General features: G+C 69.7%; 11 protein-coding genes and 1 other RNA gene. 8 read left to right on the top strand and 4 right to left on the bottom strand.

Going from position 1 to position 15,908, the window contains the following annotated elements:
• The first annotated feature begins 33 nt into the window (after positions 1 to 33).
• On the top strand, positions 34 to 4,878 hold the full coding sequence (locus ACH34S_RS03540; RefSeq protein ID WP_395950910.1) for an NAD-glutamate dehydrogenase: 4,845 nt from the start codon (positions 34 to 36) through the stop codon (positions 4,876 to 4,878).
• A gap of 72 nt (positions 4,879 to 4,950) precedes the next feature.
• Here the strand turns inward: ACH34S_RS03540 and ACH34S_RS03535 are convergent, their stop codons facing one another.
• Together ACH34S_RS03535 and prfB are read right to left on the bottom strand one after the other, a co-directional pair.
• Entirely contained in the window at positions 4,951 to 5,943 is a 993-nt protein-coding gene (locus tag ACH34S_RS03535; protein WP_395950909.1) for a hypothetical protein, read from the bottom strand.
• Positions 5,944 to 6,086: 143 nt separating this feature from the next.
• A complete protein-coding gene (prfB, locus tag ACH34S_RS03530; RefSeq protein ID WP_395950908.1) occupies positions 6,087 to 7,193 on the bottom strand; it encodes a peptide chain release factor 2 in 1,107 nt (368 codons plus the stop codon).
• Positions 7,194 to 7,394: 201 nt separating this feature from the next.
• On the opposite strand from prfB, the gene ACH34S_RS03525 reads away from it, so the two are divergent.
• Entirely contained in the window at positions 7,395 to 8,432 is a 1,038-nt protein-coding gene (locus ACH34S_RS03525) for a hypothetical protein (protein WP_395950907.1), read from the top strand.
• A 46-nt stretch (positions 8,433 to 8,478) separates the two neighbouring features.
• On the opposite strand, the gene ACH34S_RS03520 is transcribed toward ACH34S_RS03525, so the two are convergent.
• Positions 8,479 to 8,664, bottom strand: coding sequence for a hypothetical protein (locus tag ACH34S_RS03520; protein ID WP_395950906.1), 186 nt, complete (start codon positions 8,662 to 8,664; stop codon positions 8,479 to 8,481).
• A 433-nt stretch (positions 8,665 to 9,097) separates the two neighbouring features.
• On the opposite strand from ACH34S_RS03520, the gene ftsE reads away from it, so the two are divergent.
• The 6 genes from ftsE (at position 9,098) to ssrA (ending at position 15,357) form a co-directional block, all read left to right on the top strand.
• On the top strand, positions 9,098 to 9,787 hold the full coding sequence (gene ftsE / locus ACH34S_RS03515) for a cell division ATP-binding protein FtsE (RefSeq protein ID WP_117398760.1): 690 nt from the start codon (positions 9,098 to 9,100) through the stop codon (positions 9,785 to 9,787).
• A gap of 163 nt (positions 9,788 to 9,950) precedes the next feature.
• Positions 9,951 to 10,856 carry a permease-like cell division protein FtsX gene (gene ftsX / locus ACH34S_RS03510; protein WP_395950905.1) on the top strand — a complete coding sequence of 302 codons (906 nt, stop codon included), beginning with the start codon at positions 9,951 to 9,953 and terminating at the stop codon, positions 10,854 to 10,856.
• Positions 10,857 to 10,933: 77 nt separating this feature from the next.
• The gene (locus ACH34S_RS03505; protein WP_395950904.1) at positions 10,934 to 12,223 is read left to right on the top strand and encodes a S41 family peptidase; all 1,290 of its coding nucleotides are present in this window, start codon (positions 10,934 to 10,936) and stop codon (positions 12,221 to 12,223) included.
• Positions 12,224 to 12,227: 4 nt separating this feature from the next.
• Positions 12,228 to 12,725 (top strand): SsrA-binding protein SmpB, encoded by a 498-nt coding sequence (gene smpB / locus ACH34S_RS03500; protein WP_395950903.1) that lies wholly within the window; start codon positions 12,228 to 12,230, stop codon positions 12,723 to 12,725.
• Positions 12,726 to 12,734: 9 nt separating this feature from the next.
• Positions 12,735 to 14,681, top strand: coding sequence for a penicillin-binding transpeptidase domain-containing protein (locus ACH34S_RS03495; RefSeq protein WP_395950901.1), 1,947 nt, complete (start codon positions 12,735 to 12,737; stop codon positions 14,679 to 14,681).
• 303 nt (positions 14,682 to 14,984) lie between these two features.
• Positions 14,985 to 15,357, top strand: a transfer-messenger RNA (tmRNA) gene (gene ssrA / locus ACH34S_RS03490).
• Between the two features lie 69 nt (positions 15,358 to 15,426).
• Here the strand turns inward: ssrA and ACH34S_RS03485 are convergent.
• Positions 15,427 to 15,873 (bottom strand): tyrosine-type recombinase/integrase, encoded by a 447-nt coding sequence (locus tag ACH34S_RS03485; RefSeq protein ID WP_395950899.1) that lies wholly within the window; start codon positions 15,871 to 15,873, stop codon positions 15,427 to 15,429.
• Between the last annotated feature and the right edge of the window lie 35 nt (positions 15,874 to 15,908).

Raw genomic sequence — 15,908 nt, 5'->3', positions numbered from 1 at the left:
CGAGGTGGCGAATGGTCTCTAGGGGAGTAGTCGATGAGCGGCATGCTCGATCAAGCGAAGGACGATCTTCTCAGGCGGGCGGCTGAGACGTGCGCGCAGCGCCCGGGGGCGCGCGGCGGGGAGGTGGAGGACGCCTTCACCTACCTCCGGCTGTACTACCGGCACGTCGCCCGCGAGGACCTGCTGGACAGGGACCCGGCCGACATCTGCGGCCCCGCGATGGCGCACCGGGCCCTCGGCGAGGAGCGGCCGCAGGGGCGCGCGAAGGTGCGCGTCTTCACGCCGTCGCTGGAGGAGTTCGGCTGGGACCCGGGCCACACGGTCGTGCAGGTCGTCACCGACGACATGCCGTTCCTGGTCGACTCGGTCACGATGGAGCTGACCCGGCACCAGCTCGCCACGCACCTGATCGTCCACCCGCTGCTCGGCGTGGACCGCGACGTCGCGGGTCACCTGAAGGCGTTCCGCGGCAAGCTCGACAGCGACGACGACGTCGACGAGTCGTGGATGCACATCGAAGTGGACCGTACCAGCGACCGGTCCGTCCTGGACGCGCTGGAGAAGGACCTCCTCCGCGTGCTGCAGGACGTCCGCGTCGCCGTCGAGGACGAGCCGAAGATGCGCGCCCGCGCCGGGGAGATCGCCACCGCGATCCAGGAGTCCGCGCCGCCGCTGCCGGGCAAGGAGCTCGCCGAGGGCGTCGAGCTGCTCGACTGGCTGGTGGACGGCCACTTCACCTTCCTCGGCTACCGCGACTACACGCTCACCGAGGGCGGCACCGCGCTCAAGCCCGAGCCGGGTACCGGCCTCGGCATCCTGCGCAGCGACAAGCAGGAGTCCGACAGCTTCGCGGCCCTGCCGCCGGAGGTCCGCGAGAAGGCGACGGAGAAGCGCCTGCTCGTGCTCACCAAGGCGAACTCGCGCTCCACCGTCCACCGCCCGCTCTACCTCGACTACATCGGCGTCAAGAAGTTCGACGAGTCCGGCGCGGTCATCGGCGAGCGCCGCTTCCTCGGCCTGTTCACGCACGTCGCCTACAGCGAGTCGCTGTCGCACATCCCCGTCCTCAAGCGCAAGCTGGAGGAGGTGCTGGAGCTCGCCGGGTTCACCCCCGACAGCTACGACGGCCAGGACCTCATCGAGATACTGGAGAGCTACCCGCGCGACGAGCTGTTCCAGATCTCCGTCGACGACCTGCTCCCGATCTCGCTCGGCGTGCTGCGGCTCCGCGAGCGCCGCCAGCTGAAGCTGTTCCTGCGCAAGGACCTGTACGGCCGCTACATGTCCTGCATGGTCTACCTGCCGCGCGACCGCTACACCACCAAGGTCCGGCTCCGCATCCAGGACCTGCTCAAGGACGCGTTCGAGGGCGTCAGCGTCGACTACAGCGCCAACGTGACCGAGTCGATGCTGGCGCGGCTGCACGTGGTGGTCCGCGGCGAGCGCGGCCGTCCGCTGCCCGACGTGGACGTCCCCGAGCTGGAGGGACGCCTCGCCGCCGCCATCCGCTCCTGGGAGGACGACCTCGGCTCCGCGATCGTCGAGCAGTGCGGCGAGGAGCGCGCCCGGGCCCTCGTCCGCCGGTTCGGGGAGGCCTTCCCCGAGGGCTACAAGGCCGACTTCCCCGCCCGCACCGCCGTCGCCGACCTGCGCCGCCTGGACGACCTGACCCCCGACCCCGGCAACGACACCTCCATCAACCTGTACGAGCCCTACAGCGCCGAGCCGGGCGAGCGCCGCTTCAAGATCTACCGGCTGGGCGAGCCGATCTCGCTGTCCCGGGTGCTGCCGCTGCTGCAGAACATGGGCGTCGAGGTGATCGACGAGCGGCCCTACGAGATCAGGTCCGCCGACGGTCACCGCTTCTGGATCTATGACCTGGGCCTGCGGTACGAGCCGCCGCCCGGCGCCGCCGACGAGTCCATCAAGGGCCCGTTCCAGGACGCGTTCACCCGGCTGTGGCGCGGCGAGATCGAGAACGACGGGTTCAACGCGCTCGTCCTGCACGTCGGGCTGAACTGGTGGCAGGCGATGATCCTGCGCGCCTACGCGCTCTACCTGCGGCAGACCGGCACCACGTTCTCCAAGCGCTACATCGAGCAGGTGCTGCTGCGCAACGCCTCCATCACGCGGCTGATCGTCCGGCTGTGGGAGAGCCGCCTCGACCCGACCCTGCAGGGCGGTGAGGAGGAGCGCAGCGCGGGCATCACCGAGGAGCTCCAGGGCAAGCTGGACGACGTCGCCAGCCTCGACGAGGACCGCATCCTCCGCGCCTACCTCGCGCTCGTCCAGGCCACCCTGCGCACCAACCACTACCAGGGCAAGCCGTACCTGTCGATGAAGTTCGACCCGCACGCCATCCCCGACCTGCCCGAACCCCGCCCCACCTACGAGGTCTTCGTCTACTCGCCGAAGGTCGAGGGCGTGCACCTGCGGTTCGGGACGGTCGCGCGCGGCGGGCTCCGCTGGTCCGACCGCCGCGAGGACTTCCGCACCGAGATCCTCGGGCTGGTCAAGGCGCAGGCCGTGAAGAACACCGTGATCGTCCCGGCGGGCGCGAAGGGCGGGTTCGTCGGCAAGCAGCTGCCCGACCCGTCCGCCGACCGGGAGGCCTGGCAGCAGGCCGGGATCGCCTGCTACAAGGACTTCATCTCCGGCCTGCTCGACATCACCGACAACCTGGTGGACGGGAAGGTCGTGCCGCCGCCGAACGTCGTCCGGCACGACGGCGACGACACCTACCTCGTCGTCGCCGCCGACAAGGGCACCGCGACGTTCTCCGACCTCGCCAACGGCGTCGCCGCCGAGTACGGCTTCTGGCTCGGCGACGCGTTCGCGTCCGGCGGCTCGGTCGGCTACGACCACAAGGGCATGGGCATCACCGCCCGCGGCGCCTGGGAGTCGGTGAAGTACCACTTCCGCTCCCTGGGCGTGGACGTCCAGAACGAGGACTTCACCGCCGTCGGCATCGGCGACATGTCAGGCGACGTGTTCGGCAACGGCATGCTCCTGTCCGAGCACACCCGGCTCGTCGCCGCGTTCGACCACCGGCACATCTTCATCGACCCCGATCCGGACGCCGCGACCTCGTTCGCCGAGCGCCGCCGCCTGTTCGACCTGCCGCGCAGCAGCTGGGCGGACTACGACACCGCGCTGATCTCCAAGGGCGGCGGCGTGTTCCCGCGCACCGCCAAGTCGATCGCGGTGACCCCGCAGATGCGGGCCGCGCTCGGCATCGACGACGCGGTGAAGGCGCTCACCCCGTTCGACCTGATCAAGGCGATCCTGAAGGCGCCCGTCGACCTCCTCTGGAACGGCGGGATCGGCACCTACGTGAAGTCGTCCATCGAGAACCACGCCGACGTCGGCGACAAGGCGAACGACTCCGTCCGGATCGACGGCGCCGAGCTGCGCTGCCGCGTCGTCGGCGAGGGCGGCAACCTCGGTGTCACCCAGCTCGGCCGGATCGAGTTCGCCCGCACCGGCGGCCTGATCAACACCGACTTCATCGACAACTCGGCGGGCGTCGACACCTCCGACCACGAGGTCAACATCAAGATCCTGCTCGACCAGGCGGTCCGGGACGGCGAGCTGACCGGCAAGCAGCGCGACGGGCTGCTGTACGAGATGACCGACGAGGTCGGACGGCTCGTCCTGCGCGACAACTACGCGCAGAACGTCGTCCTCGCCGGGGCCCGCGCCCAAGCGCCCGCGATGCTCCACATCCACGCCCGCTACCTGCGCAAGCTCGAACGCGACGGCCGTCTACAGCGGCGCATCGAGTTCCTCCCGGACGACAAGGCCCTCGCCGAGCGCCGCCAGGCGGGCCTCGGGCTCACCAGCCCCGAGTTCTCCGTCCTGCTCGCCTACGCCAAGCTCGCCCTCGACCACGATCTCGTCGAGTCCGACCTGGCCGACGACCCGTACCTGGAGGCGTGGCTGGTCGACTACTTCCCGACCCCGCTGCGCGAGCGGTTCCGCCCCTACATGGACCGGCACCCGCTGCGCCGCGAGATCATCACCACCGCCGTGGTGAACGATCTGATCAACGCGAGCGGCTCGACGTTCGTGTTCCGGATGAACGAGGAGACGGGGGCGTCGTCGTCCGACATCGCCCGCGCCTACCTCGTCGCCCGCGACGTGTTCGAGATGCCGAAGTTCTGGCGCTCGGTCGAGTCCCTCTCGCACCAGGTCGACGAGTCCACACAGATCGCGATGCTCCTGGAGGCCCGGAAGCTGACCGAGCGCGGCGCCCGCTGGCTCCTGCACAACCGGCGCCCGCCGTTCGACATCCGCGAGACGATCGACTTCTTCATCGGCAGCGCCACCACGCTGAGCACCCACCTGTCGAAGCTCCTCGTCGGCCTGGACCTCGCCGCGTTCGAGCAGCGCCGCGACGGCTTCGCCCAGCGCGGCGTCCCCGACGAGCTCGCCGAACGCTGCGCGACGTTCGTCCCCGCGTTCTCCACCTTCGACCTGGTCGGCATCGCGCACGACACGGGCCGTCCGGTGGAGGAGGTCGCGGAGGTGTACTTCGACCTGGCCGACCGCCTCCAGCTGTCCCGGCTGCGCGAACGCATCATCGCGCTGCCCCGCGACGACAAGTGGCGCTCCATGGCCCGCTCCGCGCTCCGCGACGACCTCTACACCGCGCACGCGGCCCTGACCAGGGACGTCCTCGTCACCAGCGAGCCGGGCGGCCAGCCCGAGGAGCGCATGGTCCTGTGGGCGGACAAGAACAAGCCGGCCGTCCAGCGCGCCCAGCAGACTCTCAGCGAGATCTGGGAAAGCGACAGCTTCGACCTGGCAACACTCTCCGTAGCCCTGGGCGCGATCCGCACCCTGGTCACGGCGAGTTCTCTTCCATCTGCTGAATAAAGCACCGTCGAGTGCCGGGCTGGTCTCGCTGCAGCGGTCAGAAGCGCGGGACCGCCCGGCACCCGACGGAGATCAGGCGCCGTGCGCGGTGACGGCCTTGCGGTACATCCCGGTGACCGTGGCGCGGCCCTTCGGCGGGACGGCGGCCAGGTACTGCACGAGGACGGTCGTGTCCATGCGCGTCCTGGCGGCCTTGACCGGGGCGAGCCCGAGAAGGTCACCGCCCACGGCCAAGCGTCCCCGCTTGACCGAGGAGTACGCCTCGTTCTGCTTGAGGACGTACCAGACGAGGGCTCCCTTGTCCTTGGTGCGGAGCGCGTACACCCGGTACTGGGTGGGGGAGAACCTGGACGAGAGCGTGACGCCGCGTCCGGCCAGGGACTTCTCGCCCTGCTTCAGTGCCTTGAAGGTCTCGCTGGTCTGCGCCCCGTCCGCCAGGAGGGACGCCTTCGGCGCGGTGGGCCCGTCGGTGAGGAGCGCGGCGTGCGCCTCGGGCAGCTTGCCGGGCGCGGTGGCCAGGCCATTCCGCTCGTCCGGGTCGACCGTGGTGGCGTAGCCCTCCGAGTCGAGCGCGACGGTGCTCAGCGCATCGCTCGTCGGGTACGGGTTGGCGGTCAGCAGCCAGGGCGCCCCCGCCTTCTCCTGCGTGAACAGCAGCGCGTGGCGCATCGAGCGCTTCCCCTGCCCGGTGACCGCGGCGGCGGCGAACCAGTGCGGGTATCCGCTGACCCGCGGGATGTAGAACGAGGTGTTGGTGAACCTCACTTCCGGCGGCGGCCGCTTGATGACGCGGCGGAGCTTGAGCGAGGCGTCGTCCATGGACAGCTGCGGGTCGGCCTCGATGGCGGCCAGGGCCCTGCGGTCGAGCTTGTGCCTCAGCTGGTTGGCCCCGGCGGCGTAGGAGTCGATGACCTGCTGGGCCTGCTCCTTGCTGAGCGCCGGCGCGGCGGAGCGTTTCTCCGCCTCGGCCGAGGATGGCGAACGTCCCGAGCAGCCGGTGCCCATGGCGGCCGTGAGCAGGCAGGACGTGAAGAGTGAAGCGACGGTGATCGTGCGTGCGGGCATTGCGAAAAGCCCCCCGAAAGTGGTGACGGAGATCCGGACCGCACGCCATCCTCGCAGAGTGACCGCGTAGTCACTCTATGAACACGAAACCTCGCAGCGCAAAACTTGGTGGGGACGGGCGAAGGACGCCCAGGTCAGGCGGTCTACTGCTCCTGCTGCCGCAGCCAGCGGATCTCGGCCTCGATGAACTCGTCGATGTCGCCGTCGAGCACCGCGGAGGGGTTGCCGGCCTCGATGCCGGTGCGCAGGTCCTTCACGATCTGGTACGGGTGCAGCACGTAGTTGCGGATCTGCGTGCCCCAGCTGCTGGTGCCCTCGCCCCGCAGCGCGGACATCTTCTCCGCCTCCTCCTGCCGCTTGCGCTCCAGCAGCTTGGCCTGCAGCACGTTCATCGCCGTGGCCTTGTTCTGGATCTGGCTGCGCTCGTTCTGGCAGGACACGACGATCCCGGACGGGAGGTGGGTGATCCGCACGGCCGAGTCGGTGGTGTTGACGCCCTGCCCGCCAGGGCCGGACGACCGGTACACGTCGATGCGCAGGTCGTTCTCGTCGATGTCGACGTGGTCGCTCTGCTCCACCACCGGGACGACGTCCAGGCCCGCGAACGACGTCTGGCGGCGGCCCTGGTTGTCGAACGGGGAGATCCGGACGAGCCGGTGCGTGCCGTGCTCGCCGCGCAGCGTCCCGTAGGCGTAGGGCGCCTTGACGGTGAACGTCGTCGACTTGATGCCCGCCTCTTCGGCGAAGGACGTCTCGTAGATCTCGGTGGGGTAGTTGTGCCGCTCCGCCCAGCGCAGGTACATGCGCTGGAGCTGCTCGGCCCAGTCGGCCGCGTCGACCCCGCCCGCCTGGGCGTTGATCGTGACGAGCGCCTCGCGCGCGTCGTATTCACCCGACATCAGCGTGCGGACTTCGAGCTGCTGGACCGACTTGTGCAGCGCCGCGAGCTCCGCGTCGGCCTCGGTGCGGGTGTCGGCGTCGTCCATCTCCTGGGCGAGCTCGTACAGGGTCGCGGCGTCGTCCAGCCGCTGCCGCAGGCCCTCGACCTTGCCCAGCTCGCTCTCCAGGTACGACAGGCGGCGCGTCACCGACTGGGCGCGCTCCTGGTCGTTCCACAGGTCAGGGTCGGCCGACTGCTCGCGCAGCTCGGCGATGTCGCGCCGCATCGCGTCGAGGTCCAGCACCTGCTCGATGCCGGCGAGAGTCGAGCCGAGCTCCTTGAGCTGCTCTTCGGGTTCGATGCCTGCCACGCCTTCGAGCTTATCGCCGTCCGGGCACCGGTCGGGCGTCCGAGGCCGGGCGGCCGATCTTCCGCACCGGGGCAGCGGGGAATGCCCGGCCCGTCCGGCCAATACCATGTGATGGCAGAATCACGGGCCGAGGAGGCCCGCCGAGGACGGCGGGCCGTGGAGTTCGGTCCGGGGGACGGGTCTGTGCACAGGTTCTCGCGGGTGATCGCGGCAGCGATGGTCATCGTCATGCCGCTGGCCGCGGGCTGCGCCGAGGGCAAGGCCAAGGCGCGGCCGAGTGCCGCCATGCCCACGACGGCGCCGCCCGAGCCGGTCCCGCTGACGCCGGAGGTCGCCGAGCGCGCGTTCCGTACCTACGTCACCGACGAGGACGTCGCCAGGGCCGCCGGCGACGAGCGGCTGGCGCTGACGTGGACGTCCGACGGCCAGTCCCTGCTCACCGCCGCCGAGTTCCGCAAGGCCGCCTACGACGGCGACCCGGTGCGGCGCTTCGTCTACGGCGAGCCCAAGCTCTACGTCCCGAAGCTGAAGGACGCCCATTTCCCGCAGTGGTTCCTTGTGTCGGTCGACCGGTCCGTCGTAGGCGAGGCAAAGAGCAAGCGCAGGGCGCTGATGGGGTTCATGCTGCGCGGCCCGTCCGACGACTGGAAGCTGACGATCGCGACCCTCCTGCAGCCGAAGGCGAAGGAACCGGCGGTCCTGATCGGCAAGGACGGCTACGCGACCCCGCTGAGCAGCGACGACAGGTCGGTGCTGATCCGTCCCCGCGACGTCGGCGGCATCCAGGCGACGATGGCCGCGGAGGGCGGGCGGAGCGTGGCCGCGAAGGTCATGAAATCCGGCGCGGTCACCACGGGCTACTACAAGGCGGCCAGGCGCGCCAAGAAGAAGGCCAGACAGCAGGATCTCACGCTCCAGGTCGTCTACACGGCGACGCCCTTCCCGTACTTCGGGGTGCGGACGAAGTCCGGCGGCGGCCTGATCATCTATTCGCTGTTCCGCAACACCTCGCTCGTCGCCGAAGACCCGGAGACGCCGAAGCCGGAGATCCCGGAGGAGGCGGAGCATCTGCTCGACGGGACCGTCGAGGGCAACACGGTCACCACGGCGACGACCCTGCATTTCGCGGCGTACGACCCGGCGCGGGCCGAGAAGGGCGAGCCGCAGCCGAAGGCGCATCTGATCGCCGACGACGGGGCGATCTCCAAGGCCGCCACCCCGCCGCTCAAGAAACCCTAGGGAGCCACGGGCACCGGGCGAGGAGGTTCGCTCGTGTGGAGCGCTCCTAGCCGTAGACCCGCTGGAGGACGAGCGCGGCGAAGAGCAGCGCGACGAGCCCCGCGAGGACGATGGCGGGCGGTACGGACGGGCCGTGCCGGTGCAGTTCGGACCGGGCCTCCCGGCAGGTGGCGCAGCGCCCTTCCACCACCGGGTTCGAGCACCGAGCGCAGATCAGATGTTCGCAGCTCATGTCGTGGCCCCAATCTCCGAGAACGGGACGCCGGCCCCATGGCGGGGAACGTCGAGGTGTCTGGTGTCCGTCGAGCTTGTCGGGTGTCCGTTCACCTATTAGGTATCTTTCTCCATCATCCAGCCTAGCCGGACTGTATGGTCGTTCCGGCAAGTCCGGGAGCTTGACGGTACGAAACGACCGGACGTCGGGAGACGGTTCGCATGGCACTGATCCGACAAGGCAGCCTGATCGGGCGATGCGGCGGCCCTGCGCGTTCGTACCACGTCGAGTGGGACGAGACAGTTGACTCTCCCCTCTACACTGCTCGAAGGCTCCGCGTCCTCCCCGGTCGCGAAGCCGGGCGGCGCAGGCCGGAGACCGTGGGCGAGCAGCCCGCGGCCGCGGTCCGGGCCGCTCCCCAACCCCTAGACTGAACCGCCGTGATGCAGCCGTGATCCATTTCGACAACGTCACCAAGGTCTACCCGAGCCAGAACCGGCCCGCCCTGGCGCACGTGAACGTCGCCATCGAGAAGGGCGAGTTCCTGTTCCTGGTGGGGCCCTCCGGCTCCGGCAAGTCGACCTTCCTGCGACTCATCCTGAAGGAGGAGCGTCCTTCCCAGGGTCACGTGCACGTGGCGGGCAAGGACCTGAGCAGGCTGAGCAACTGGAAGGTGCCGCACCTGCGCCGCAGGATCGGCTGCGTCTTCCAGGACTTCCGCCTTCTCCCCAACAAGAACGTCTTCGAGAACGTCGCTTTCGCCCTCGAGGTGATCGGTAAGCCGCGGCGTTTCATCGGCAAGGTCGTCCCCGAGGTCATCGACCTCGTCGGCCTTGAGGGCAAGGCCCACCGGATGCCGGACGAGCTGTCCGGCGGCGAGCAGCAGCGCGTCGCGATCGCGCGGGCGTTCGTCAACCGGCCGATGATCCTGCTGGCGGACGAGCCGACGGGGAACATCGACCCCGCGACCTCGATCGGCATCATGAAGGTGCTGGACCGTATCAACCGGACCGGCACCACCGTCGTGATGGCCACCCACGACGCCGCGATCGTCGACGCGTTCCGCAAGCGCGTCGTCGAGCTGGAGGACGGCCGTGTCGTCCGCGACCAGTCCCGCGGCGTGTACGGGCAGGCCTACTGACCCTCCACGGCACATCCATCTGAACCATCGATTCCTTCCGGGTCGTACGACACCGAGTACGGTGTCGGCCCACAGGTAGGAACCGCCCGCATACGGCCGCGTTCCACGGTACGGAGACGGCCCAGGCTTCCGGCGGGTCACAGGCGATCAAGGACAGCGAGGCATGCGCGTACAGTTCGTTCTCCAGGAGATCTGGATCGGTCTCCGCCGGAACATGACGATGACGATCTCCCTCGTCATCACCGTCGCCATCGCCATGGCGCTCTTCGGTACCGGGCTGCTCCTGCGCGAGCAGGTCCGGGCGTCCAAGAGCTTCTGGTACGACAAGATCGAGGTCTCGATCTTCCTGTGCGCCAAGACGAGCTACAACGAGGCCTGCCAGAAGCAGGACGTCACCGAGCAGCAGCGGCAGACCCTCAAGGCGCAGCTGGAGAAGATGCCGCAGGTCTCGAACGTCGAGTACGAGAGCAAGCAGCAGGCCTACACCCGGTTCAAGGACAACTTCGCCGGCGCGCCGGGCTTCGTGCAGAGCACCAAAGAGGGTGACATCCCCGACTCCTTCCGGGTGAAGCTGAAGAATCCCGAGGAGTACAAGGCGGTCGCGCAGGCGATGCTCGGCCAACCCGGGGTCGACTCCGTGATCAATGAACAGGAGATCCTGAAACGGTTCTTCAGGATCCTGAACGGCCTCCAGGTGGCCGCGCTGACGATCGCGTTGATCCAGGTGGTCGCGGCGGTGATGCTGGTCGGCAACACGGTCCGGCTGTCGGCGTTCAACCGGCGCCGGGAGACGGGCATCATGCGGCTGGTCGGCGCGTCCAACACCTATATCCAGATGCCGTTCATCCTGGAGGGTGCGATCGCCGGGCTGATCGGTGGACTGTTCGCGTCCGTCCTGCTCATCTTCAGCAAGAAACTACTGGTCGACAGATTGGCGGGAGACGTCCAGCTCGTCAGCCAGCTCGGCTGGAGCATTGTGATCGCCGTCATAGTCGTGTCGATCTGCTTCGGCGTGCTGCTATGTGCCCTCGCATCGTTCCTCACCTTGCGAAGATATTTGAGAATCTGACGCGGCCGATCCGGCGGCGTGACCGGATCCGGCTGAAGCGCCGGGTCCGGCATGGTCCGCCGCCCTACACTTGCCGCATGCTCCGGTCCCGCTTCTGGTGGGGGGCCGACCCCCCACACTCCCGGGAAAGGTCCCTGGGGCTTCGGGGAGGGCGGCCCCGGCGAACCCCCCGTGACAGGCCTTCCCATGCCAGGAAGACCGGGCGGCTGCTGCGGGGCACCGCCATCGCCGCCGCGATCCTCAGCGCCTACGGGCTCGGGATGGTGAGCGGCTCGGGGACGGAGCGGCACACCGCCGTCGCGGGCGGCGGGTCCGTCCTCGACGAGGCCGCCGCGAAGATCAGCGGCCAGGCCGCGAAGCCGGTCGGCCGCGCCGAACTCGACCGCGCCGCCATCGAGGGCATGCTGCGCGGGCTCGGCGACAGGTGGGCGCAGTACTACTCCGCCCGCGAGTACGACGACGTCGAAGGACGCCTGACCGGCCACTACAGCGGCGTCGGCCTGTGGCTCGGCGGCGACTCCGAGGTCCCTGCCGGGGGCTCGGGCGTGCTGGTCGCGAGCGTCCAGCCGGGCAGCGCCGCCGCCCGCGCCGGGGTGCTGCCCGGCGATGTCATCACCGGTGTCGGGACCGCGTCCACGGCCGGCTGGGGCGCCGATCGGGTCGCCGGTGCGCTGCGGGGACGTCCGGACCAGCCCGTCGAACTCACCGTCGAGCGCGACCGTCGAACCAAGCGGTTCCACCTCGTCCGCACACCGGTTCCCGCAGGAGACGTCACCGTGACCGACCTCCCCGAGCAGGCGCGGCTGATCCGGATCGGCGCGTTCACGCGCGGCACCGGGCAGCGGGTCCGCGCCGCCGCCGGACGCTCGGCGGCGGGCGGTGTCCTGCTCGACCTGCGCGGCAATCCGGGCGGGCTGCTGGACGAGGCCGTCGAGACGGCGTCGGCGTTCCTGTCCGGCGGGCCCGTCGTGACCTACGAGCCGCGCGGGCGGCCCGTCCAGAACCGGGTGGTGACCCTGCCCGGCGACGGCCGCACACCGCTCGTCGTGCTGGTCGACGCGGGCACCGCGAGCGCCGCGGAGATCGTCGCGGGGTCCCTGCGCGACCGCGACCGCGCGGTGATCATAGGATCGCGTACGTACGGGAAGGGGTCGGTGCAGGAGCCCATCCGGCTGGCGGACGGGTCGGTCATCGAGCTGACCGTCGGTCGCTACCGCACCCCGAGCGGCCGTAACCTCGACGGGGTCGGGATCGAACCCGATGTGGCGGTCTCCGCCGACCGTCCACCCAAGGAGGCCGAGCGACGGGCCCGGACGGTGCTGCGCGGCCTGCGCGCCGCGCAACCCAATGAGAACGACGAGGACTGAGAACGTGGCACGGGACACGGGGCGCAAGAAGGACAAGGACACCGGGCGCAGGCTCATCGCCCAGAACAAGCGCGCCCGCTACGACTACCACGTCGACGACACGTGGGAGGCGGGCATGGTGCTGATGGGCACCGAGGTGAAGGCGCTGCGCGCCGGCCGCGCCTCCCTCGCCGACGGCTTCGCCCACGTGCGGGACGGGGAGGTGTGGCTGGAGAACGTCCACATCCCCGAGTACACCGAGGGCACCTGGACCAACCACGCCCCCCGCAGGCGCCGCAAGCTGCTGCTGCACCGCCGCGAGATCCAGAAGATCATCGCCAAGTCGGAGGAGCCGGGCTGGACGCTGATCCCGCTGTCCCTCTATTTCAAGGACGGGCGGGCGAAGGTCGAGATCGGACTGGCCCGTGGTAAGAAGGCGTACGACAAGCGCCAGGCCATCGCAAAACGCGAAGCCGAGCGGGAGATGCAGAAGGCGACGGCGGCCCGGTTCAGGAGACGGTGAAGGGTGCCGATGACTAGGCGGATTGCGCGCCGCGCGCGCGCGGTACGGGGCGCGCGTACTCGCAGGCGCCGGGCGGCGTCCCTCGCGGTCTCCGGCGCGCTCGTCGCGTCCGTGACGACGGGCTGCTGGGCCGAGCCGTCGGCGATGCCCGCCGTCCGCGACTTCCTCATCGCCTGGCAGGTCGGCAACTACGAGGCGGCCGCCGGCAAGACCGTCGGCATCGACCGCCGGCAGGTCGAGGACGCGCTCGGCCGCGTCCGCCGGCAGTTGGACGCCGCGTCCCTGCGGCTGTCGCTCGGAACCCAGGTCAAGGGGAGCGACGTCGACCAGATCGTCAAGAAGGGCGACGAGGCCGACGCGCGCTTCACCGTGAAGATCGACCTCGGCGAGAACGGCCAGCCGTGGGAGTATCCCGGGCTGATGCACCTGAAGCGCGTCGGCGGCAAGTGGAAGGTCGTCTGGAGCCCGTCCATCATCCACACGAGGCTGAAACCCGGCCAGCGGCTCGCCGTGGTGACGCAGGTACCCAAGCGGGCGCCCATCACCGACACGCAGGGCCGCCCCATGCTGCGGGAGGTCGACGCCTACATGGTCGGCGTGTTCCCAGGGCAGCTCGCCGACCCGCAGAAGACGCTCGACCTGCTCGCCAAGCAGACGAAGATCGACGGCGGCCGCCGGCTGGACGCCGAACGCCTCCTCGGCCGCGTCCAGTCGGCCCCGCCGCAGGAGTTCCTGCCGCTGCTGACCCTCGAGGTCCCCCTGCACACCAAGCTGATCCAGCGGCTCAACCGCGTCCCGGGCATCCAGTTCCAGGGCATCAAGGCCCCCATCGCGCCCGCGTACGCGCCCGAGCTGATCGGCGGCCTCGGCCCCGCCACCGCCGACCGCCTCCAGCAGGTCGGCGCCCCCTACCAGCCGGGCGACACCATCGGCGTCAGCGGCATCCAGCTCCTCCAGCAGCGCCGCCTCGCCGGGACACCCACCATCCGCGTCGTCGCGCAGGACGAGACCGGCAAGAACACCGAGGAGCTGCGCTCCTGGCCCGGCCAGGAGCCGCAGGGCGTCCGGACGACCCTCGACCCCGGCGTCCAGCGCCGCGCCGACTTCGCCCTCGCCGGGCTGCCGTACCCGGCGTCCATGGTCACCGTTCGCCCGAGCACCGGCGAGGTCCTGGCCGTCTCCAACCACGGGACGAAGGGCAAGAACGTCGCGTTCGAGGGCCACTACCCTCCCGGGCTGACGTTCGGGATCGTGTCCGCCGAGGCCCTGTTCTCCCAGGCCGGGATGAACCAGCTGTCGCGGACGACCTGCCCCGGCAAGGTGACCGTCGGCAATCAGACGTTCAGCAACAAGGCCCGTTCCGCCAGCACCTTCGCCAACCACTTCGCCATGTCCTGCAAGACGGCCTTCGCGCAGCTGAGCAGCAGGCTGGACGCGCAGACCCTCGTCCAGGAGGCGGGGCAGCTCGGCCTGGGCCAGAACTGGGGCCTCCAGGTCCCGGCGTTCGCCGGCTCCGTCCCGACCCCCGCCGACGACGGCGAGAAGGCCGCCGCGATGATCGGCGAGGGCAGGGTCGAGGTGAGCCCCCTCGCCATGGCCCTCGTCGCCGCCGCCGCGCACAACGGCACCTGGCGGCCGCCCTACGTCCTCTCGGACGTCCCCAAGGCCGTCCCGCCGCCCCCTCCGCAGAACCTGCGGCCAGAGTCCATCGCCAGCCTCAAGAAGCTCCTCGGCCGCAACGCCAAGGTCGGCAACGCCCGCGAGGCCCGCGTCTCCGGCGACGTCGTCGGCGTCGCCGCGCTCGCCACCTACCAGCAGGACGGCGTCACGAAGACCGTCTCCTGGTTCGTCGGCTCCAGCAACGACCGCGCCTTCGCCATCGCCGTCGAGGGCCGCGTCAACACCCCCCAGCTGGCCGCCAGGTTCCTGACCGGCTCTGCCACAGGCCGCGGCTGAGGGTTGACGACTTTGTCATCCTTTTAAGCACCGAGCGCAACTAACCCATGCCCCCCACGCGTCTTTACGGGTGGACTGAGACTCCGCTTGGGGGGTTGCGGACTCAGTCGCCGTGATGAGACCAGAGCCTCGTCTCGGGGGAGGCTCTGTCGTCTGGACCGGCCCGACCCTGCCGGTCGACCCCGGTGGGCGCGACCAGTTCGCGCCCACCGGGGTCCACGGGAATCACGTTGCCCTTCCACGCGTTATCCCTGTAACGTCATCGTGCGGACGTCCCCGGACGGCCGTTTGACAACTCAACATGGGGGTGACCGGCTTCGACTTCGGTCGTTAGAGCCAGGGGAAGCGGGTCGAGGGTTGCTGTCGTGACCTCGTAAATCCTGTGACAGCAAACCAATAACTGCCAACACGAAGCAGTCCGAGTTCGCCCTCGCCGCCTAAGCGAGGAGTGAACTCTGTCAGCCCGGGTGAGTCTCCGCCCCGGGGTCTGGCATCGTAAGGAGACTTCACCTTCCGGCCCGGTCGCGGGGCCGGTAGGGACAACCAACAGCGACTGAGTCCGTCGGCGACACGCCTGCGTGAGCGCCGGGACTGAGAAAACGCTAAGCAGGCTGCACCCGGAGAAGCCCTGACCCATCACCGAAGGACGCGGGTTCGATTCCCGCCACCTCCACGGCATACGAAGCCGCTGATCAGACGAGTTCTGGTCGGCGGCTTCCGCGTTGCAGTCCCGAATACTCCCGATTTACGCGCGTTCGCTGGCGAGGATCTCAGCCGCCCGGGCGGAAGCCACGCCGCGCCCCATGTAGACGTCCTGCGTCATGCTCGGCTTGGCATCCCCGAGGTGGTCGGCGATCGCGCGGGCACTCAGGCTGGCCTCGTCGAGCCGGGTGGCGACGGTCTTCCGGAACGTGTGCGAAGTGACCCATCCGAACCGCTCGGCGTCGATGCGGGCGAGTACCTCCTTGACGTCCCGGTTGGCGTTGGACGGATTCCGCATCCCGCCGAACAGGCCCGGGAACAGTAGCTCGTCGTCCCCGGCAGGGCGCTGGGTCTCCTCGTCGTCCTCGCCGATGACCGTGATCTGCCGGTCGCCGTGCGGCCACGACATCGCCATGCGGCGTCGGCACAGCTCCACCAGGTGCGGCGGGAGCGCGATCACCCGCCAGCCCGCCTCGGTTTTGGGGCGCAACTGGAGACAGGTCCCTTTCCCCTTCAGGCGCACGC

Origin of the sequence: Actinomadura sp. 3N508 (assembly GCF_044326375.1) — a bacterium.
Lineage (GTDB): Bacteria > Actinomycetota > Actinomycetes > Streptosporangiales > Streptosporangiaceae > Spirillospora.
The sequence above is the reverse complement of the archived record's forward strand: the minus strand, read 5'-3'. Positions and strand labels throughout refer to the sequence as shown.

Bases quoted from the DNA above. Each gene is read 5' to 3' on its own strand.
- ACH34S_RS03540 (WP_395950910.1), top strand. From the start codon at position 34: ATGAGCGGCATGCTCGATCAAGCGAAGGACGATCTTCTCAGGCGGGCG.
- ACH34S_RS03535 (WP_395950909.1), bottom strand. From the start codon at position 5,943: ATGCCCGCACGCACGATCACCGTCGCTTCACTCTTCACGTCCTGCCTG.
- ACH34S_RS03520 (WP_395950906.1), bottom strand. From the start codon at position 8,664: ATGAGCTGCGAACATCTGATCTGCGCTCGGTGCTCGAACCCGGTGGTG.
- ftsX (WP_395950905.1), top strand. From the start codon at position 9,951: ATGCGCGTACAGTTCGTTCTCCAGGAGATCTGGATCGGTCTCCGCCGG.
- ACH34S_RS03505 (WP_395950904.1), top strand. From the start codon at position 10,934: ATGCTCCGGTCCCGCTTCTGGTGGGGGGCCGACCCCCCACACTCCCGG.
- ACH34S_RS03495 (WP_395950901.1), top strand. From the start codon at position 12,735: ATGACTAGGCGGATTGCGCGCCGCGCGCGCGCGGTACGGGGCGCGCGT.